This window comes from Micromonospora sp. GCM10011542 (assembly GCF_042650685.1).
GTDB lineage: Bacteria > Actinomycetota > Actinomycetes > Mycobacteriales > Micromonosporaceae > Micromonospora.
In genome coordinates, this window is the sequence record NZ_JBHSBO010000050.1 from 201,565 (window position 1) to 220,097 (window position 18,533).

The following is an 18,533-nucleotide window of genomic DNA, read 5'->3' on the forward strand; positions in this document are numbered from 1 at the left end:
CATGGCGTCCGGCCCGCATCCCATGCAGGTGGCGGTCTGCGGGCCGGCCACCGCGACCGAGGCGGAGGCGGCGTCCGCCCGGCGAGTGGGGGAGCTGCTCGCCGACCGGGGCGTCACCGTGCTCTGCGGAGGCGGCGGCGGGGTGATGGCCGCGGTCGCCGCCGGCGCCCGGGCACACGACGGCCTGGTGATCGGGGTACGCCCCGACGACGGCGCCGCGCCCGGCCCGGTCGCCGAGGTGTCGGCGACGATCGTCACCAACCTCGGCCAGGCGCGCAACGCGGTGCTGGTGTGGAGCGCTGACGCGGTGATCGCCGTCGGCGGCTCCTGGGGCACGCTCAGCGAGGTGGCGCTGGCGCTGCGCCGGGGCACCGTCCCGGTGGTGGTGCTGCACGGCTGGCGGGTCCTGGACGGCGCCGGCGATCTGGTCGCCGGTCCGACGTACGCCACCAGCCCCGAGGACGCCGTCCGGTTGGCGCTGCCGGATTGACGTCCGTGCGCGGCCGCGTCGGCGTGGTGGGCCGCCGGGAAGCAGCGCCACCGCCCGGGCTCGGCTGCGCTGCCCAGGCTACCCGGTCCACCCACCGAGACTAGCCGGCGGCCGGGTCCCGCTTGGCCTGGTGGGCGGCGGCGAGGCGCTTCGGCGCCCGGTCGTACCACGCCTCGGTGATCAGCTCGGTGAGCTCGGCGAGACCGATCCGGTCGAGCCGGACCAGCACCGCCGGGTAGTCATCGAAGTGCGGTGTGGTGAAGTAGACCTCGGGGTCGTCGGCGAGCAGCGCCTCCTTGACGCCGAGATCGGGTACCCGGGCTCCGAGGATCGGGCCGTCCGGGGCCGCGTCGCCCAGGGCGGCCAGGTCGGCGCGGCGCAGCGGCCGTTCCCAGACGAACGCCTTGTCCCGTACCCGCCAGGCGGGCAGCCCGTCGTAACTGCCCCGCTCGGTGGTCTCGGGCAGGGCGAGGGCGATCCGGCGGACGTCGTCCCAGCTGGCCATGTCCACACCGTACGGGGATTCAGCGCGCCGCGGCGTGCTCCGCGAGCAGTTGGCCGAGCACGTGCCGGGCCTCGGCGGCCTTGGCCTGGTCCGGGTTGTCCACGGTGATCAGCGCCTTCCAGAGCGCCCAGCCGCGCCCCCGGGCCCAGGTAGCCGGGTCGACGTCGAGGGCGTCGCGGAAGGCGTCCCGGCTGGCGCCGTGCAGCAGGGTCCAGGCGATGACCGTGTCGCAGGCGGGATCGCCGACCCCGCAGCAGCCGAGGTCGATGACCGCGGCCAGCCGGCCGTCCCGGACCAGCAGGTTGCCGGACGCGACGTCGCCGTGGAACCAGACCGGCGGTCCGGCCCAGGTGGCGTCCAGGGCGCTCTGCCAGATGGCGGTTACGGTGTCGACGGGCAGCCCGTCGCGGTGCGTCTCGATCGCCGCCCGGGTCTCCGCGTCGTACGTGGACAGCGGCGTGCCCCGCCAGGCGCTGTGCCGGCCGGCCGCCGGGCCACCGGTGGCGTCGACGCCGCGCAGGGCACGCAGGAAGTCGGCGAGGTCGGTGGCGAACCGGGTCAGGTCGTCGATCCGCTCCGCCCGGGCGGTCCGCCCGTCGATCCAGCGGTAGATCGACCACGGGTACGGGTAGCCGGCGCCGGGGCGGCCGGACCCGAGCGGGGCGGGCACCACCAGCGGCAGCAGCGGGCCGAGCACCGGCAGCCAGCGCTGCTCCTTCGCGACCTGGAGGGCGTACCCCTCGCCGCTGGGCAGCCGCACCGTCATCCGGTCGCCCAGGTGGAAGGTGCGGTTGTCCCAGCCACCCTCGTCGACCGGTCGCACCGGTAGCCCGGCCCAGTGCGGGAACTGCTCGGCGACCAGCCGGCGCACCAGCGCCGAATCGATCCGGTCGGCCACCACGACATCGGCGTGCGGTACCTCGGGGAACCCCTGTCCACTCATCGCCCCGAGCCTCACCAACCGCCCGAACCCCCGCAACCGCTTTACACCTCGGCGCGGCGGCGTCCCGGCTGGAGGGACGCCTCGCCCTGCCCCGGCTCTGCGCCCGATTCCCCGGCTCGCGGTCACCGGCGTACAGCGGTAGTCTCCTCGCCGAGGCGCGCGCGGCGGACCTGGCCGCGATCCGCGCCGGCGGCGGCGCGGACGAGCCGGGCGGCGCGTCCGGGTGCGCCGAATCGGTCGCGGCGACGGTGAGCAGGGGAGGGCGCGGTGGCTGAGCCGAGTCTGGCCGACCCGCCGGCGGTGTCCCTTGCCGACTACGCCGAGCGGGCCCGCGCGGTGCTCCCCGCCGACGTGTGGGACTACGTGGCCGGCGGCAGCGGCGCCGAGGTGACCCTGGCCGCGAACCGGGCTGCCCTGGACCGGGTGGCGGTGCTGCCCCGGATGCTGCGCGGGTTGGACACGGTCAGCCTGGGCACCCGGCTGCTCGGCCGCCCGTACGCGATGCCGGTCGGGGTGGCGCCGATGGCCTACCAGCGGTTGGTGCATCCGGAGGGGGAGCTGGCCCTCGCCGCGGCGGCCGGCGCGGCCGGCGTGCCCTACCTTGCCAGCACCCTGGGCAGCACTCCCATCGAGCAGGTCACCGGCGTCGGCGCCGAGGTCTGGTTCCAGCTGTACTGGCTGCGCGACCGGGCCCTGGTGCGCGATCTCCTGGACCGGGTCGTCGCGGCCGGCTGCCGGGCGCTGGTGGTCACCGTCGACGTCCCGGTGCTCGGCCGGCGCCCCCGGGATCTGCGCAACGCCTTCCGGCTGCCGGCCCACGTCGTCGCGGCGAACCTGCCCGAGGGCCGCGACGCGCTGGCCCACGCCGGCGCTCCCGGGGTGTCCGCGGTCGCCGCGCACACCAGCGCGTCATTCGCTCCGGCGCTGCGCTGGTCCGACCTGGCCTGGTTGCGCGAACACGTCGACCTGCCGCTGGTGGTCAAGGGGCTGCTGGACCCCCGGGACGCGGTCGAGGCGGTGCGCAGCGGCGCGGACGCGGTGGTGGTCTCCAACCACGGCGGACGGCAGCTCGACGGGGCGCCGCCCAGCGTCACCATGCTGCCGGAGGTCGTCGACGCGGTCGGCGAGGAGTGTCAGGTGCTGCTGGACAGCGGCATCTGCGGTGGCACCGACGTGCTGCGGGCGCTCGCGTTGGGCGCGGCCGGGGTGCTGGTCGGCCGGCCGCTGCTCTGGGCCCTCGCCGCAGGTGGTCGACCCGCCGCGCAGGACGCCCTGACGCTGCTCGCCGCCGAGCTGTGCGACGCGTTCACCCTGGCCGGCTGCGCCGACCCGGCGGACGCCCGCGAACTCCGCACGATAGCGGTGGGCTGACCGGTGATCGTCGCGAATGGGTCGACCTGACCCTCGCCGCCGCAGATCGACCTCGAGCTGGACCGGCTGGCCGCCCAGATCGCCGACGAGCTGGCCCGCCGGCCGCTGGCACGACGGGTTGACACATCGCGTTCACCGCGTGGCAATGCGCGACGGCCCGCGTACGCGGGTCCTCGGTGGACGGTCATAATGGGCCACATGGTTGCCTGGGAGTACGCCCTGCTCGTCCGCCGCTATCAGGGACAGGGCCGCAATTTCACCGTCTCGTTCATCTGGTACGGCCCGGACGGGTCACGCAAGGACATCACCCCCTACGGCGACACCGCCATCGCGCACCTGAACCGCGCCGGCCGGGAGGGCTGGGAGCTGGTCTCCGCCGGTGAGGACGTCAACAACGTGCAGGGCAGCACGGAGGTGCACCGCTACCACCTCAAGCGGCCGCTCAACTGATCCCCAACCGGCACACCTGGCGACGATCATCTCGTCACCGAACCCCCGCCCCGGCGTTGATCAAGAGGTTTGGGTCCGGAACCTCTTGATCAACGCCGGGGCGGGGTGGAGCCGGCCGTCAGGTCAGGTCGACGGTGGGGTAGAGGGGGAACGGGGTCAGCAGGTCCGTCGCCTGGCGGGAGATCTTGTCGGCCAGCGCCGGGTCGAGGGTGTACTTGGCCTTCGACGGGGTGCCGTCGGCGTTTGCGCCGGGGGTGGTCTGGGTGAGCACGGCGTGGATCAGCTCGGCGGTCTGGTCCATCTCGGCGGTGCCCAGGCCGCGGGTGGTCAGCGCCGGGGTGCCGATCCGGATGCCGGAGGTGTACCAGGCGCCGTTCGGGTCCTGCGGGACCGAGTTGCGGTTGGTGACGATGCCCGAGTCCAGCAGCGCCTGCTCGGCCTGCCGGCCGGTGAGCCCGTAGCCGGACACGTCGATCAGCACGAGGTGGTTGTCGGTGCCGCCGGTGACCAGCTTCGCGCCCCGGCTCAGCAGCCCCTCGGCGAGGGCCTGCGCGTTGTCCACGATCCGCTGGGCGTAGTCGGCGAAGTCGGGGCGGCGGGCCTCGGCCAGGGCGACCGCCTTCGCGGCCATCACGTGCGGCAGCGGACCGCCGAGCACCATCGGGCAGCCCCGGTCCACCTGGTCGGCCAGCTCCGGCTGGCAGAGCACCATGCCGCCGCGCGGGCCGCGCAGCGACTTGTGGGTGGTGGTGGTGACGATGTGCGCGTGCGGCACCGGGTCGAAGTCGCCGGTGAACACCTTGCCCGCGACCAGGCCGGCGAAGTGCGCCATGTCGACCATGAAGGTGGCGCCCACGGAGTCGGCGATCTCCCGCAGGATCCGGAAGTTGACCTTCCGCGGGTACGCCGAGTAGCCACCGACGAGGATCAGCGGCTTGAACTCGCGAGCCACCTCGGCGACCCGGTCGTAGTCGATCAGACCGGTCGCCGGGTCGGTGCCGTAGCTGCGCTGGTCGAACATCTTGCCGGAGATGTTCGGGCGGAAACCGTGGGTGAGGTGGCCGCCGGCGTCCAGCGACATGCCCAGCATCCGCTGGTTGCCCAGCTCACGGCGCAGCGCGAACCAGTCCGCCTCGGTGAGGTCGTTGACCTGGCGGACCTGGGCCTTCTTCAGCGCGGGCGACTCCACCCGGTCGGCCAGCACCGCCCAGAACGCGACCAGGTTGGCGTCGATGCCGGAGTGCGGCTGCACGTACGCGTGCGCCGCGCCGAACAGCTCCCGGGCGTGCTCGGCGGCGAGCGCCTCGACGGTGTCCACGTTCTGACAGCCGGCGTAGAAGCGGCGGCCCACGGTGCCCTCGGCGTACTTGTCGCTGAACCAGTTGCCCATGGCGAGCAGCGTCGCCGGGGAGGCGTAGTTCTCGCTGGCGATCAACTTCAGCGACTCACGCTGGTCGGTCAGCTCGGCGCCGATGGCGTCGGCCACCCGCGGCTCGACGGCCCGGATCACCTCGAGGGCGCTCCGGAAAGCGGTGGACTCGGCATTGCGCGACATGCGACCTCCTACAGACGTGCGGAAGGCCCAGGCGCTCGGCAAACGTCCACGTGACGAGGCCGCTCCCCGATGGTTCTCCATCCCCACGCGCCAGTAACGGCCCGCGGCGATCCTACCGGGTCTTCCGGGGACCACCCGGCCGACCTCCGCATTCGCCGGCCCGCCGGGTGGTTGGGCGGTCCGTGTCGGGGCACGGTACGCAGGCGGGTCGTACCGGTGCGGGTGCGACCGCCACCGGGACGAGAGGAGTCAACCACCATGACCACACCGAGCACCGACCGGCCGCTCGCCGTGGTGACCGGGGCGTCCAGCGGGATCGGGTACGAGCTGGCGGTGCAGTTCGCCGAGCACGGCTTCGACCTGGTCGTCGCCGCCGAGGACGACGGCATCACGGCGGCGGCCGGGAAGCTGCGTCGCGACGGCGGGCCGCGGGTGCAGCCGGTCCGCGTCGACCTGGCCCGTGAGCAGGACGTGGAGGAGTTGGCGGCGGCGGTCGCCGCGACCGGCCGTCCGGTGGACGCGCTGGCGCTCAACGCCGGGCGCGGCGCCGGCGGCGCCTTCGTCGGCGGCACCGACCTGCGCGACGAGCTGGAGATTGTCGATCTGAACGTGCGATCGACCGTGCACCTGGCCAAGCGGCTGCTGCCCGCGATGGTCGAGCGCGGCGCCGGCCGGGTGCTGTTCACCTCGTCGATCGCCTCCACCATGCCGGGGCCGTTCCAGGCGGTCTACAACGCGTCGAAGTCGTTCGTGCAGTCCTTCGCCGAGGCGCTGCGCAACGAGCTCAAGGACACCGGCGTCACGGTGACGTCGCTGATGCCCGGGCCGACCGACACCGAGTTCTTCGACCGGGCCGACATGCAGGACACCCGGGTGGGCTCGGGGAAGAAGGACGACCCGGCGAAGGTCGCCGCGCAGGGTTTCGAGGCGCTGATGAAGGGCGACCAGACGGTCACCGCCGGCTCACTGATGAACAAGGTGCAGACCGCGGCCGGGAAAATCGTCCCGGACAAGCTCAAGTCCGAGCAGCACCGACGGATGGCCGAGCCCGGTTCGGGCGGCTGACCGGCCGGCTCGCCGGCCTCCGGCACAACACGACGGGCCCGGCTGCGCCGCCGGGCCCGTCGACGTGCGCGGGTGGGTCAGGCGTTCACCGCGTCGAGCGCCTTCTTGATCGCCTTCGGCTCGGTCGGCGTACGCGGCGCGTCCGCGCGCAGCGCGATCATCTTCTCGCCGATCTCCTGGAGCTGCTTGCGGCCCAGCGCCTCGCGCACCTTGGGGAACCACTCCTGCTCCTCCTCCTCGACGTGGTGCGTCACGTTCTCGATGAGCACCGTGGTCTTGGCGGTGAAGCGCTCGTCGTCCGCGTCCATCGTGGCCAGCTCGGCGCAGAGCAGGTCGGCGACGTGGTGCTCCTCGTACGACTCGAGGATGTCGTCCTCCAGGTCGGGCAGCAGCCGGCGGACCTCGGGGTACATCACCTCGTTCTCCAGGTAGGTGTGCACGGTCAGGGCCTCCAGGATCTGACCGACCAGCTTCTGCCGCTCGCTGGCAGGGCCCTCCTCGGCGTCGGCGAACGCCTTGAACAGGCGGCGCATCTCCTTGTGGTCCTCTTTGAGCAGGACGATGGCATCGGTGGACACCGGTTGACCTCCTAGGTTGTCTGGTGGTCGTCCGGTACCCCGGGTTTGAGCTGGAGAAACAGTTTTCCCCCGGACGGGTGGGGCCCGGCGCCGAAGCGCCGGGCCCCATCACTGGTCGTGCCTTTTCGTTACTTCACCACGTTGTACGCGTTCACCATGCCCGCGCCGTAGAAACTGTTGCGCTCGCCGCCGGAGCAGGTCGCGTTGTAGACGGCACCGAGCAGCGGAGCCGGGTTGTAGACACCCTCGGGGCAGCTCTTCGCCTCGGCGGTGCGCTCCAGGAACGACGCCAGCTGGCCCGGAGACATGCCCGGGTGGGCCGACAGCGCCAGCGCCGCGACGCCGGTGGCGTGCGGGCCGGACATCGAGGTGCCCTGCTTGTAGCCCCAGCCGTTGGTCCGCGTCGCGGTGTTGAAGGTGGTGGACAGGATGCCGTCGGTCAGGGTCGACCGGGCACCCTGGGTGCGGAACCGGGTGTCACCACCCGGAGCGGTGACGTCCACGACGCCCTGCCCGTAGGAGGAGTAGTAGCTCTTCTCCCCGGTCGGGCCGACCGCGGAGACGGTCACCACGCCCGGCGCCTCGGCCGGCAGGTCGAGGCAGGCGCTGTTGATGTCGCGCACCTCGGGGGTCCCGTCGCCCGGGCTGAGCGAGTCGACCGTCTTGTGCGCCAGGTCGACGTTGGAGTTGCCGGCGGACGCGACGTTCAGCACGCCCTTGCTGTTCGAGTAGCGGATGGCCCGCTGCACGGCCTGCCACACCGGGCGCTGACGCGCGTCGTTGCGGCAGTTGAACTCCCACGGGTCGATGTAGTAGCTGTTGTTCGTGACCTGCATCCCGTGCTCCGCCGCCCAGAGGAAGCCACAGACCGCCGCCTCGGGGTAGATGAAGCCGTCGTCGTTGACCACCTTGACGGCGGCCACCTTGACGCCCGGGGCGACGCCGGTGACACCGACGCCGTTGATGGCGGCGGCGATGGTGCCGGCCACGTGCGTGCCGTGGTCGGACGTGGTCGGGTTCCAGGCCGCCTCGGTGGTGTCGGAGACGCCACCGATGCAGGACGTGCTCCTGTCCCTGGCGATCTGGCTGGCCAGGTCGGGGTGGGTGGACGAGATGCCGCTGTCCAGCACGCCCACGACGACGTCGGCGCTGCCGGTCGTGACCGCGTGCGCCTGCGGGACGTCGATCATCGGCATGTCCCACTGCTGGCCGAAGAGCGGTTCCTTGGTCGGGTCGCCGGTGGCGTTGGCGACGGCGGGCGCGGAGACCTCCACGGTCTCGCCCTCGTCGAGGGCGGTGCCGAGCCCGGTGGTCGCCGCCACCGACTCGACCCCGTTGCCCACGACCTTCGCGGCGAAGTCGGGGTTGGTGGAGCGGACGACGAGCACACCGATCTGCTCGTAGTTGGCAACCACCGTGCCCTGGGCGGCGGCCACCCGGGCGACCGCCTTGTCGTTCGTCGCACCCTGCGGGGCGAGAACCAGGAACGTGGTGTCCGGGCCGGCGGCCGCCGCCGGTGCCAGTCCGCCGGTGACGGCGAGACCGACCCCGAGCGTCACGGCGGACGCGGCGGCCAGTGTCTTGCGACGGAGGTTCTTCACACAGACTCCCAGAGGCGGGGTACCGGCCGGTGCGCCCCCTGGCGGGGAGCGTCGGCCGGAGGCGGGCGGGATGCCCACCTCCGGTACTCCAGCGTGGATGGTCGGTGTGGCGTTACACACACTCGTCCGAGTGGGACGAAAGGTGTCAGATGGTGGCCAGGGTCTGCGGGATCTCGTCGAGCAGCTCCCGGGCCAGGAAGCCGATCCGGCCGTAGCGGGGGACGAGCCGCTGGCCGCTCACCGCGTGCGCGAACGCCCCCCAGCAGGCGGCCTGCGCCGGCTCCGCGCCCCGCGAGAGCAGCCCGGCCAGCAGTCCGGCGAGCACGTCGCCGCTGCCCGAGGTGCCCAGCCCGGCGTCACCGCTCTCCTCGCGCCAGCCCCGCCCGTCCGGGGCGGCCACGTGCCCGTAGAGCGAGACGACCGCCTCGTACCGGTTGGCCAGCTCGGCCGCCGCGGCGTCCAGGTCCTCGCCCGGGTCCCGGCCGAGCAGGTGCCCGGCCTCGGTGACGTTGGGGGTCAGCACCACGGGGCGGCCGGAGCCGACCAGCAGGTCCGGCTCGTGGCTCAGCGCCCCCAGCGCGTACGCGTCGAGCACGAGCGGAGTTCGCGGGCCGGCCGTGTCGAGGACGAGGTGCAGCAGCCGCCGGGTCTCGTCGATCTCCTTGAGTCCGGGGCCGAGGGCCACCACGTCGGCGTCGGCGAGCAGCTCGCCCAGTTGGTCGTCGGACCGGCCGGCGACCGCGCCGCCGGCCGTCTCCGGCAGCCCGACGACCAGCGCTTCAGGCACCTGGATGCTCAGCGCGGCGGCGGTGGACTCGGCGGCGGCGAGTTGGAGCACCCCGGCGCCAGCGCGCAGCGCGGCCACTCCGGCGAGCAGGACCGCCCCGGGGGTGAAGCGGGAACCGCCGACCACCAGGACGGTGCCCCGGCTCTCCTTGCCGCCGGCCGGCACCGGCAGGGCCCAGTCCCGCAGCAGTCCCGCGGTGATCACCCGGGCCTCAGACCGGTTCGGCATGGACCTCGTCCTCCTTCGTCTGGCGGGCACCCCGCGCGTGCAGGTGGCCGACCTCGTTGAACCCGCCCAACGTCAGCTGGCCCTGCGCGTCGGCGGACCAGTGGGTGATCGAGCAGTTGGCGATGACGTGCTCCCGGGTGAGCGCCATCAGCTCCGGCTCGGTCAGCCCCTCGATGAGATAACGCAGCAGGAAGACAAGCGCGTCGTGGCCGAAGAGCAGCACCCGGCGGCCCTCGTGGTCGCGACGCAGGTCGCCGAGCAGGGTCCGCAGCCGAAGCGCCACGTCGGTCCACGACTCCCCGCCGGGCGGCCGGTAGTAGAACTTGCCCAGCCTGGTGCGGCGCTCGCCCTCCTCCGGAAACCGCTGGTGCACGCCGTGGCCGGTCAGCCCGTCGAGGATGCCCAGCTCGCGGTCGCGCAGCCGCTCGTCCCGGCTCACCGGCACGCCGGTGCCGTGCAGCGCCAGCTCGGCGGTGTGGACCGCCCGCAGGTACGGCGAGACCACCGCCACGTCCGGACGCCGGTCCGCCGGTAGCCCGGCCAGCCAGTTGCCGGTGGCCCGGGCCTGCTCCTCGCCGGTGGGGGAGAGCGGCACGTCCGCGTCCCGGTGGGTGAGCCCGATCAGCTCCGCGCCGGACGCCTCCGCCTCGGTCGCCGCCACGTTCGCCGTGCTCTCCCCGTGCCGGATGATCCACAAGGTTGCCAGTTCGGCCATGCGGCACCCCCTACCCGGCCCGGGTGCCCGGTAACCGCGCCGTGGGCGTACCCGGGCGGCGGGCGTGAACCCCACCCGGCCGGGTAAGCGCGGGCTTCACCGTGAGCCGACAGGGGAGGTACGCCATGACGACCATGGCCAAGGAGAAGATCAGCCCGGTGAAGGACAAGAACTACGACCTGATCCGCGCGATGCAGATGTCGATGGAGAACGTGTACCGGATGGACACGTACATCGCCGACGCCGAGGGACGCGGCGACAGCGAACTCGCGAACTGGTTCCGCATGATCCAGGACAACAGCCGCAAGGCGGGCGAGCAGGGCAAGCAGTTGCTGATGTCCCGGATGCAGCAGGAGAAGCGCTGACCACCGTGATCGCCCGTGACGCGGGAACCGGTCGACGAGCATCCTGACCCGGTTCTTCACACCCTTTGCTCTGCTTCAGCGGAGGCAACGGTTCGCAGCCGTCAGTGTCGTGTCGCGTGGATGGAAGCAGAGCAAAGGGCGGGTGGTGGGGGTGTGGCCCGGGGCGGTCGACCTGGCGGCCCCGGGCCCACGTCCCGCCCGACCCGACCGAGTCCGGTCCGGTTCGGGACAGCGCCGGCACACGTCGATAAGGAACAATGTCCGTCCGGGGTGGCCGGCCCGCCCCGAGACGGAGGTGGTCCGGAACATGACGGTCGTGCGGGGTCTGCGCGAGGCGCTGCTGCTGTTCGTGATCGCCCTGGTGCTGGTCGCGCTGGCCGCCGCGATCTGGGTGGCGGTCGCCGGCGGCGATTTCGTCGGGCGTCTCGGCATCGCCCTGATGGTGGTCGGCGCGCTGCTCGGCGTGACCGGCGACCTGACGCTCAGCCGGATCGGCATGCTGGGTGCCCGTTCCACCTTCGGCGTCGCTCCGGAGCGCGAGGAGGCCGGCGGCGGGCGGGTGCTCACCGGGGTCGGCATCTTCCTGTTCGTCGGGCTGCCGCTGATGCTGGTCGGTATCCTGCTGGTCACCTGACCGACCCGCTGGGTCGCGCCACGCTGGTGTTCGGCGGGGGGCCGCCGGCCGTCCGTCGGCGTCGTACCCTCGGGGGCGTGGCGACGGCGGCGCAGGAGATCCAGGTTGGTGAGCGGGTCGTCCGCGTCTCCAGCCCCGACAAGCCCTACTTCCCCGAGCGTGGGCTGACCAAGCTGGACGTGGTCCGCTACTTCCTGGCCGTCGGTGACGGCATCCTGCGCGCCCTGCGGGACCGGCCGACGATGCTGGAACGCTGGCCGCGCGGAGTGTTCGAGGGCGCGACGATCGCCACCCGGCAGGACAACCGGGGCGATGCCTTCTACCAGAAGCGGCTGCCGGCGGGCGCCCCCGACTGGGTACGCACCGCGCACATCACCTTCCCCAGCGGCCGTACCGCCGACGAGGTGGCGCCGAGCGAGCTGGCCGTGGTGATCTGGGCGGCCAACCTGGGCACCCTGCGGTTCCACCCGTGGCCGGTCACCTCCGCCGACGTGGAGCGCCCCGACCAGCTGCGCATCGACCTCGACCCGATGCCCGGCGTCGGCTTCGAGCAGGTGGTGCCGGTGGCCCACGAGGTGCGGGCGTTCCTCGCCGAGCTGGGTCTGACCGGTTACCCGAAGACCACCGGCGGTCGGGGTCTGCACGTCTACCTGTCGATCGAGCCGCGTTGGAGCTTCGGCGAGTGCCGGCGGGCGGTGCTGGCGCTGGGTCGGGAGATGCAGCGCCGGCTGCCGGACCTGGTCACCACCACCTGGTGGCGGGAGCAGCGGGACCGGCCGGTTTTCGTCGACTACAACCAGATGGCTCGCGACCACACGGTGACCTCGGCGTACTCGATCCGGCCCACCCCCGCGGCGCTGGTCTCCGCACCGGTGGACTGGTCCGAGCTGGACGAGGTCCGGCCGGAGGACTTCGACGTGGTCAGCATGCCCGCCCGGTTCGCCGAGCGGGGCGACCCGCACGCCGGCCTGGACGACCGGCGCTACTCCCTGGAGCCGCTCCTGCAGCTGGCCGACCAGGAGGGCCTGGAGGCCCCGCCCGAGCGGTAAGCAGGGGCCCCTTCTTAACGCCAGGCGTTAATAAGGGTCCCTTGCTCTACCTCAGGCGTTAACAAGGGGCCCTTCCTTGCACTCAGGCCCAGGGGCTGCCGGCGCCGTCGAACTCCTCGAAGACCAGCCAGGTGCGGGTGGACAGCACCCCGGGGATGCTCTGCACCCGGCCCAGCACCACGTCGCGGAGCGCCGCGTTGTCCGGCGCCCGGACCAGCGCGAGGACGTCGTGGTCGCCGCCGAGCAGCGCGGCGTGCTCGATGTAGCGGACCCGGGCCAGCTCCGCCGAGACCTCCCGCCAGGTGTTCTGCTCGATCGTCAACGCGATGTACGCCGAGGTGCCCAGCCCGGCCGCCTCCGGCGCCACCTGCGCCCGGAAGCCGGTGATCACGCCCTCGCGCAGCAGCCGCTCCACCCGCGCGTACGCGTTGGTGCGGGAGATGTGGATCCGCTCGGCCAGGGTGCGTACCGAGGTGCGACCGTCGCGGACCAGTTCGTCGAGGATCCGCCGGTCCACCTCGTCGAGCGGTCGGGCCGATCGTCCCGATTCGGTCGTCCGGTCCGCCCCGGCCCCGGTCTCCTGGCTCACCGATGCCCTTCCCGCATACCAACCGTCCCGCGTTAGCCGTGGATCTTGAGTCAATCATCCGACAGCAGGAGCATAGGGCCACCACACGTCCCAGGAGGTCCCCGCCGTGACGACCACACCCCAGGCGGTCCGCAGGGCATCCCCGCGTACCCGCCGGGCGGCCACCCCGCCCGACCCGGCACGCACGCTGCTGCCGGCCGCCGAGCCGGTCCGCCTGCTCGACGAGACCGGCACGCCGCTGCCGGCCCGCACCGACTACCCGGAGCCGCCCGTCGAGGCGCTGCGCGAGCTGTACCGCCGGATGGTGATCGGCCGCCGGTTCGACACCCAGGCCACCGCGCTGACCAAGCAGGGCCGGCTGGCGGTCTACCCGTCCTCGCGCGGACAGGAGGCCTGCCAGGTCGCCGCCACGCTCGCCGTACGCGACACCGACTGGGTCTTCCCCACCTACCGCGAGTCGATGGCGCTGGTCGCCCGGGGCATCGACCCCGTCGAGGTGCTCACTCTGCTGCGCGGCGACTGGCACTGCGGCTACGACCCCGCCGCCGTGCGGACCGCGCCGCAGTGCACCCCCCTCGCCACCCAGTGCGTGCACGCCGCCGGGCTGGCCCACGGCGAGGCGTACCAGGGACGCGACACCGTGGCGCTGGCCTTCATCGGCGACGGCGCGACCAGCGAGGGCGACTTCCACGAGGGCATCAACTTCGCCGCCGTGTTCAAGGCGCCGGTGGTCTACTTCGTGCAGAACAACCGGTACGCGATCAGCGTCCCGCTGTCCCGGCAGACCGCCGCCCCGTCGCTGGCGTACAAGGGCGTCGGCTACGGCGTACCCAGCGAGCAGGTCGACGGCAACGACCCGGTGGCGGTGCTCGCCGTGCTGACCCGCGCGGTCGCGCACGCCCGGGCCGGCAACGGACCGTTCCTGGTGGAGGCGCACACCTACCGGATGGAGCCGCACACCAACGCCGACGACGCCACCCGCTACCGCGACGGCGCGGAGGTCGAGGCCTGGCGCGACCGCGACCCCCTCGCTCGGCTGGAGACCTACCTGCGCACCCGCGGGAACCTCGACGACGCGGCGGTCGCCGCGGTCGCCGAGGAGGCCGAGGCGTACGCGGCGGACCTGCGGACCCGGATGAACGTCCAGCCCACCGTGGACCCGCTGAGCCTCTTCGAGCACGTCTACGCCGAGCCCACCCCGCAACTGGTCGAGCAGCGCGAGCAGGTCCGCGCCGAGCTGGCCGCCGCGGCCGACGAGGAGGGTGGGCACTGATGGCCACCACCATGGCGAAGGCGCTCAACGCCGCGCTCGCCGACGCGCTCGCCGTCGACGACCGGGTGGTCGTCTTCGGCGAGGACGTCGGGGCGCTCGGCGGCGTCTTCCGGATCACCGACGGCCTCCAGGCCCGTTTCGGGGACACCCGCTGCTTCGACACTCCCCTCGCGGAGGCCGGCATCGTCGGCTTCGCCGTCGGCCTGGCCATGTCCGGGCTCCGACCGGTCGTCGAGATGCAGTTCGACGCGTTCGCGTACCCGGCGTTCGAGCAGATCGCCTCGCACGTCGCGAAGCTGCGCAACCGGACCCGGGGCGCGCTGAGCGTGCCGATCGTCATCCGGGTGCCCTACGCCGGCGGCATCGGAGGGGTCGAGCACCACTGCGACTCGTCCGAGGCGTACTACGCGCACACCCCAGGCCTGAAGGTGGTCACTCCGGCCACGGTCGAGGACGCGTACTCCCTGCTGCGCGAGGCCATCGACGACCCCGACCCGGTGGTCTTCATGGAGCCGAAGAAGCTCTACTTCTCCAGCGCCGAGGCCGAGCTGCCGGCGCGCACCGAGCCGTTCGGTCGGGCGGTCGTGCGCCGCGCCGGCACCGACGCCACCCTGGTGGCGTACGGGCCGGCGGTGCCCGTCGCATTGGAGGCCGCCGAGGCCGCCCGCGAGGAGGGCTGGGACCTGGAGGTGGTGGACGTACGCACCATCGTGCCGTTCGACGACGCCACCATCACCGCCTCGGTACGACGCACCGGCCGGTGCGTGGTCATCCAGGAGGCGCCCGGCTTCGCCGGGGTCGGCGCGGAGATCGCCGCCCGGGTGCAGGAGCGCTGCTTCCACGCCCTGCACGCCCCGGTGCTGCGGGTGGCCGGGCTGGACATCCCGTACCCCGCGCCGATGCTGGAGCACACCCACCTGCCCGGGGTGGACCGGGTGCTGGACGCGGTGGCCCGGTTGCAGTGGGACGACCAGCCGGACGCGCGCTGGCTGAACCAGGGCAGCGCGGCGTGACCACGGTCGAGCGGACGCAGGTCTTCCTCCTGCCCGACCTGGGCGAGGGGCTGAGCGAGGCCGAGATCGTCGAGTGGCGGGTCGCCGTCGGCGACGTGGTGACGGTGGACCAGAGCGTGGTCGAGGTGGAGACCGCCAAGGCCGTCGTCGACGTGCCCTGCCCGTACGCCGGCCGGGTGGTCGCCCTGCACGGCGCGGCGGGCGAGGTGCGCCCGGTGGGCCAACCGCTGATCACCATCGCGCCGCTCGACGGCGACGGCGGTGCCGAGCCGGTCGGACACGCCACCTACCGCGAAGAGGAGCGGGCCGGCTCCGGCAACGTGCTGATCGGCTACGGCACCGGGCACGGCGGATCGGGCCGGCGGCGCCGCCGACCCCGGCTGACTCTCGCCCCCGCTCCGGACGGCACCGCGACCTCCGCTCCGGCCGGGATCGGCGACGCCGCCCCTCCGGCCGGCACCGGGACCGCTGCGCCGGCGGGCAGTCCGACCGCCGCTCCGGCGGGCACCGGAACCGCCGTACCGCAAGGCGCCGGGACCGCGTCGGCGGACCCGGCACGCCCGGTCTGCGGGTCCGCGCCGGCGGCCCTGGTGATCTCGCCGATCGTGCGGCGCCTGGCCCGGGAGCGCGGGATCGACCTGGCCGCGGTGCGGGGCAGCGGCCCCGGCGGCGTGATCCGCCGCGCCGACGTGGAAGCCGCCGGAACGGCACCCGCCGGCCGGCTCGCCGCGGTGCCCGAGCAGCCGGCCCCGTCCGGGCCGGGCGACCTCACCCCGACCGGCGACCAGGACGTGGTCATCCCGCTGACCGGGATCCGCCGGGCGATCGCCGACAAGCTCTCCCGCAGCCGGCGGGAGATCCCCGAGGTCACCATCTGGGTCGACGTGGACGCCACCGCACTGCTGGAGACCCGGGCGGCGATCAACGCGGCGACGCCGGACGCGCCGGTGAGCATCCTGGCCCTGCTGGCCCGGATCTGCCTCAGCGGCCTGCGCCGGTTCCCGCAACTCAACGCCCGGGTCGACACCGAGGGCCAGCGGATCGTGCAGTCGGCCGCAGTGCACCTGGGCATCGCCGCGCAGACCGACCGGGGCCTGGTGGTGCCGGTGCTGCGCGACGCGCAGCGGCTCACCACCGCCGAGCTGGCCGCCGAACTGGCGGCCACCACCACGGCGGCCCGGGCGGGCACCCTGCCGCCGGCCCGGCTCACCGGCGGCACCTTCACCCTGAACAACTACGGGGTGTTCGGCGTGGACGGGTCCACGCCGATCATCAACCACCCGGAGGCGGCGCTGCTCGGGGTGGGGCGGATCGTGGACAAGCCCTGGGTGGTCGACGGGCAGCTCGCCGTCCGCAAGGTCACCCAGCTCAGCCTGACCTTCGATCACCGGGTCTGCGACGGTGGGGTGGCCGGCGGTTTCCTGCGGCACGTCGCCGACTGCGTGGAGCGGCCGGCGCTGCTGATCGCCGCCGTCTGACCCGCTCGACGGCCGTCACCGGCCCCGTACCGCCGGCGCGGTGCGGGGCCGGTCGGCGTTTTCCCGCCACCGCAGCGGGAAAGCGGCCCCGCCGTCGTCGAGGGGAGAGGCCGTGTCGTATCCGGAGACGCCCGCGCCCGGTGTGCGGGTCCACCCGGTGGCGGGGGCGCCGCTGCTCTGCGACGCGCGCCAGGAGGGACTCGCCGGAGACGGCCGGACCAACGACCAGCCGGCCTTCGCCGCGCTGGTCGACCGGCTAGGCGACGCGTACGCGGCCGACGGGCGGGCTCGGGTGATCTACTGCCCGCCGGGGGTGTACTCCATCCGCGACGCCGGCACGGTCTGGCGAACCGGCGTCTCGCTGCTCGGCGCCGGCCCCGGCGCGACCCGCTTCGTGCTCAGCAACGCCGGCAACCGTGCCGACCCCACCCCGCTGGCCTTCTACACCGCCAAGGAGCATGGCGCCGGTCCGGATCGACACCTCGCCTACTGCACGTTCGCCGACTTCGAGATCGACGGCTCCGGGGTGTCGTCGGCCGACTACAACCCCCTCGCCAAGGGGCTCGGCCTGCAGTACGTGGTGCGGGGCATCTTCCGCAACCTCTACATCCACCACACCGCAGCCACCGGGATGGGCTGCGACTTCCTGCAGGACTGCGTGATCGACAGCGTGCTGGTCGTCGGCTGCGGACGGCTGGACAACGGCACCGAGCTGGGCGGCGCCGGCATCGGCGTGGGTATCGGAGGCTGGGGCAGTGTCGAGCGCCTCAACATCGTCAACTGCAGCGCGGTCGGCAACGCCACCAACGGCATCTTCCTGGAAATGCAGTACCCGGACGCGCTGCGCCCGCGGGGCATCCGGATCATCGGCTGCCACTCGCAGGGCAACCGGTTCGGCATCTCCGACTGGGGCGCCAACGGCCTCATCGTCAGCTCGTGCACGATGACGGGCAACCTGGAGGCCGGTTTCCACGTCTCGGCCAAGGGCACCACGCACATGGCCGGACGGGCCGGGGTCCTCAGCGACTGCGTGATCGACGGCAACATCCGCGACGGGGTCAGCATCGGCAACACGCCCGGCCCGTACACCGTGCGCGGCAACCGGATCAGCGGTAACGGCCGCTACGGCTACCACCAGTGCGACCTGGGCGAGGTCGGGCAGGTCCCGGCCGAGAACATCGTGATCGAGAGCAACGACTTCTTCGGCAACGCCGCCGACGCGATCCGCATCGACCGCCCGATGCGTGACGCCACGGTGCTCAACAACCGGATCCGCAGCAACGGCCGGCAGTGCGAGCCGGTGACGACCGGGGGCGGCGACTCGGTGCGGTACAGCGAGCGGTCGCTGGTGGACCGGCGGGCGACCTGGAAGAACGACGGGCACCGGGGCAAGCTGCTGCGGGTCGGCAACCGGGTCGCGGTGGTGGCGGCCAACAACGACACCGAGCTGACCCTCGCCCCGGTACGACCGGACTCGCTGATCGCGTGGAGCGGCGACATCCCACCGCCCGGTGCGCGCTACGAGCTACCGGCCGGCCCGCCGGTGCGGGCCGGCATCACCGTCAACGCGGCGGTGGACCGGGCCGCCATCCGGGGCAACCGGGTCTGGGACGGCCGCGACCCGCGCACTCAGAGCCACGGGCTGTGGATCACCGAGCGGGGCAGCTGCCTGCACTGCCGGATCGAGGACAACGACTTCGGCGGCAACCTGGTCGCACCGGTGCGGCTGGACACCCCACCGGTGGGCGGTCGGTGGGACCGCAACCACGGCGACGAGGACGGCGACTGAACCGCTGCCGGCGGCGACGGGGACGAAACCGGAACCGACGCCGGCGGCGACCCGG

At 73.2% G+C, this 18,533-nt stretch carries 19 protein-coding genes and 1 riboswitch; of the genes, 11 read left to right on the forward strand and 8 right to left on the reverse strand.

What is annotated here, in order from left to right; all coding sequences use genetic code 11:
* Position 1 precedes the first annotated feature (1 nt).
* On the forward strand, positions 2-490 hold the full coding sequence (locus tag ACFOW4_RS19285) for an LOG family protein (protein ID WP_377529605.1): 489 nt from the start codon (positions 2-4) through the stop codon (positions 488-490).
* A 100-nt stretch (positions 491-590) separates the two neighbouring features.
* On the opposite strand, the gene ACFOW4_RS19290 is transcribed toward ACFOW4_RS19285, so the two are convergent.
* Both ACFOW4_RS19290 and ACFOW4_RS19295 read right to left on the reverse strand, forming a co-directional pair.
* On the reverse strand, positions 591-995 hold the full coding sequence (locus ACFOW4_RS19290; RefSeq protein WP_377529607.1) for an MmcQ/YjbR family DNA-binding protein: 405 nt from the start codon (positions 993-995) through the stop codon (positions 591-593).
* Positions 996-1,014: 19 nt separating this feature from the next.
* On the reverse strand, positions 1,015-1,938 hold the full coding sequence (locus tag ACFOW4_RS19295) for an aminoglycoside phosphotransferase family protein (protein ID WP_377529609.1): 924 nt from the start codon (positions 1,936-1,938) through the stop codon (positions 1,015-1,017).
* 267 nt (positions 1,939-2,205) lie between these two features.
* On the opposite strand from ACFOW4_RS19295, the gene ACFOW4_RS19300 reads away from it, so the two are divergent.
* Complete coding sequence (locus ACFOW4_RS19300; RefSeq protein WP_377529611.1) at positions 2,206-3,309, forward strand: alpha-hydroxy acid oxidase; 1,104 nt, start codon at positions 2,206-2,208, stop codon at positions 3,307-3,309.
* 189 nt (positions 3,310-3,498) lie between these two features.
* Positions 3,499-3,759, forward strand: coding sequence for a hypothetical protein (locus ACFOW4_RS19305; protein ID WP_377529613.1), 261 nt, complete (start codon positions 3,499-3,501; stop codon positions 3,757-3,759).
* 118 nt (positions 3,760-3,877) lie between these two features.
* Here the strand turns inward: ACFOW4_RS19305 and ACFOW4_RS19310 are convergent, their stop codons facing one another.
* Positions 3,878-5,314 (reverse strand): glycine hydroxymethyltransferase, encoded by a 1,437-nt coding sequence (locus ACFOW4_RS19310; protein ID WP_377529616.1) that lies wholly within the window; start codon positions 5,312-5,314, stop codon positions 3,878-3,880.
* Between the two features lie 18 nt (positions 5,315-5,332).
* Positions 5,333-5,422, reverse strand: a riboswitch (ZMP/ZTP riboswitch).
* 150 nt (positions 5,423-5,572) lie between these two features.
* Here ACFOW4_RS19310 and ACFOW4_RS19315 point away from each other — a divergent pair.
* Positions 5,573-6,379, forward strand: coding sequence for an SDR family NAD(P)-dependent oxidoreductase (locus tag ACFOW4_RS19315; protein ID WP_377529617.1), 807 nt, complete (start codon positions 5,573-5,575; stop codon positions 6,377-6,379).
* Between the two features lie 77 nt (positions 6,380-6,456).
* On the opposite strand, the gene ACFOW4_RS19320 is transcribed toward ACFOW4_RS19315, so the two are convergent.
* From ACFOW4_RS19320 to ACFOW4_RS19335, 4 genes are all read right to left on the reverse strand, one after another.
* Positions 6,457-6,957, reverse strand: coding sequence for a hemerythrin domain-containing protein (locus ACFOW4_RS19320; protein ID WP_377529619.1), 501 nt, complete (start codon positions 6,955-6,957; stop codon positions 6,457-6,459).
* Positions 6,958-7,085: 128 nt separating this feature from the next.
* Complete coding sequence (locus ACFOW4_RS19325) at positions 7,086-8,558, reverse strand: S8 family serine peptidase (protein ID WP_377529621.1); 1,473 nt, start codon at positions 8,556-8,558, stop codon at positions 7,086-7,088.
* Positions 8,559-8,703: 145 nt separating this feature from the next.
* Positions 8,704-9,573: an NAD(P)H-hydrate dehydratase gene (locus ACFOW4_RS19330; RefSeq protein WP_377529624.1), complete on the reverse strand. Its 870-nt coding sequence runs from the start codon at positions 9,571-9,573 to the stop codon at positions 8,704-8,706.
* Complete coding sequence (locus ACFOW4_RS19335; RefSeq protein ID WP_377529626.1) at positions 9,557-10,288, reverse strand: histidine phosphatase family protein; 732 nt, start codon at positions 10,286-10,288, stop codon at positions 9,557-9,559. The genes ACFOW4_RS19330 and ACFOW4_RS19335 overlap by 17 nt, the downstream gene beginning before the upstream one ends.
* Before the next feature lie 125 nt (positions 10,289-10,413).
* On the opposite strand from ACFOW4_RS19335, the gene ACFOW4_RS19340 reads away from it, so the two are divergent.
* The 3 genes from ACFOW4_RS19340 to ACFOW4_RS19350 all read left to right on the forward strand — a co-directional run bounded on the left by ACFOW4_RS19340 (position 10,414) and on the right by ACFOW4_RS19350 (position 12,336).
* Positions 10,414-10,653 (forward strand): hypothetical protein, encoded by a 240-nt coding sequence (locus tag ACFOW4_RS19340; RefSeq protein ID WP_377529629.1) that lies wholly within the window; start codon positions 10,414-10,416, stop codon positions 10,651-10,653.
* 307 nt (positions 10,654-10,960) lie between these two features.
* A complete protein-coding gene (locus ACFOW4_RS19345) occupies positions 10,961-11,287 on the forward strand; it encodes a hypothetical protein (protein WP_377529631.1) in 327 nt (108 codons plus the stop codon).
* 77 nt (positions 11,288-11,364) lie between these two features.
* A complete protein-coding gene (locus ACFOW4_RS19350; RefSeq protein ID WP_377529633.1) occupies positions 11,365-12,336 on the forward strand; it encodes a DNA polymerase domain-containing protein in 972 nt (323 codons plus the stop codon).
* An 82-nt stretch (positions 12,337-12,418) separates the two neighbouring features.
* On the opposite strand, the gene ACFOW4_RS19355 is transcribed toward ACFOW4_RS19350, so the two are convergent.
* A complete protein-coding gene (locus tag ACFOW4_RS19355) occupies positions 12,419-12,925 on the reverse strand; it encodes an Lrp/AsnC family transcriptional regulator (RefSeq protein ID WP_377529634.1) in 507 nt (168 codons plus the stop codon).
* 106 nt (positions 12,926-13,031) lie between these two features.
* Here ACFOW4_RS19355 and pdhA point away from each other — a divergent pair, with 106 nt between their 5' ends.
* The 4 genes from pdhA to ACFOW4_RS19375 all read left to right on the forward strand — a co-directional run bounded on the left by pdhA (position 13,032) and on the right by ACFOW4_RS19375 (position 18,478).
* Positions 13,032-14,198 carry a pyruvate dehydrogenase (acetyl-transferring) E1 component subunit alpha gene (pdhA, locus tag ACFOW4_RS19360; protein WP_377529636.1) on the forward strand — a complete coding sequence of 389 codons (1,167 nt, stop codon included), beginning with the start codon at positions 13,032-13,034 and terminating at the stop codon, positions 14,196-14,198.
* On the forward strand, positions 14,195-15,211 hold the full coding sequence (locus tag ACFOW4_RS19365) for an alpha-ketoacid dehydrogenase subunit beta (RefSeq protein WP_377529739.1): 1,017 nt from the start codon (positions 14,195-14,197) through the stop codon (positions 15,209-15,211). The genes pdhA and ACFOW4_RS19365 overlap by 4 nt, the downstream gene beginning before the upstream one ends.
* Positions 15,208-16,689: a dihydrolipoamide acetyltransferase family protein gene (locus ACFOW4_RS19370; protein ID WP_377529639.1), complete on the forward strand. Its 1,482-nt coding sequence runs from the start codon at positions 15,208-15,210 to the stop codon at positions 16,687-16,689. The genes ACFOW4_RS19365 and ACFOW4_RS19370 overlap by 4 nt, the downstream gene beginning before the upstream one ends.
* A gap of 112 nt (positions 16,690-16,801) precedes the next feature.
* The gene (locus tag ACFOW4_RS19375; protein ID WP_377529641.1) at positions 16,802-18,478 is read left to right on the forward strand and encodes a right-handed parallel beta-helix repeat-containing protein; all 1,677 of its coding nucleotides are present in this window, start codon (positions 16,802-16,804) and stop codon (positions 18,476-18,478) included.
* Positions 18,479-18,533: the final 55 nt, after the last annotated feature.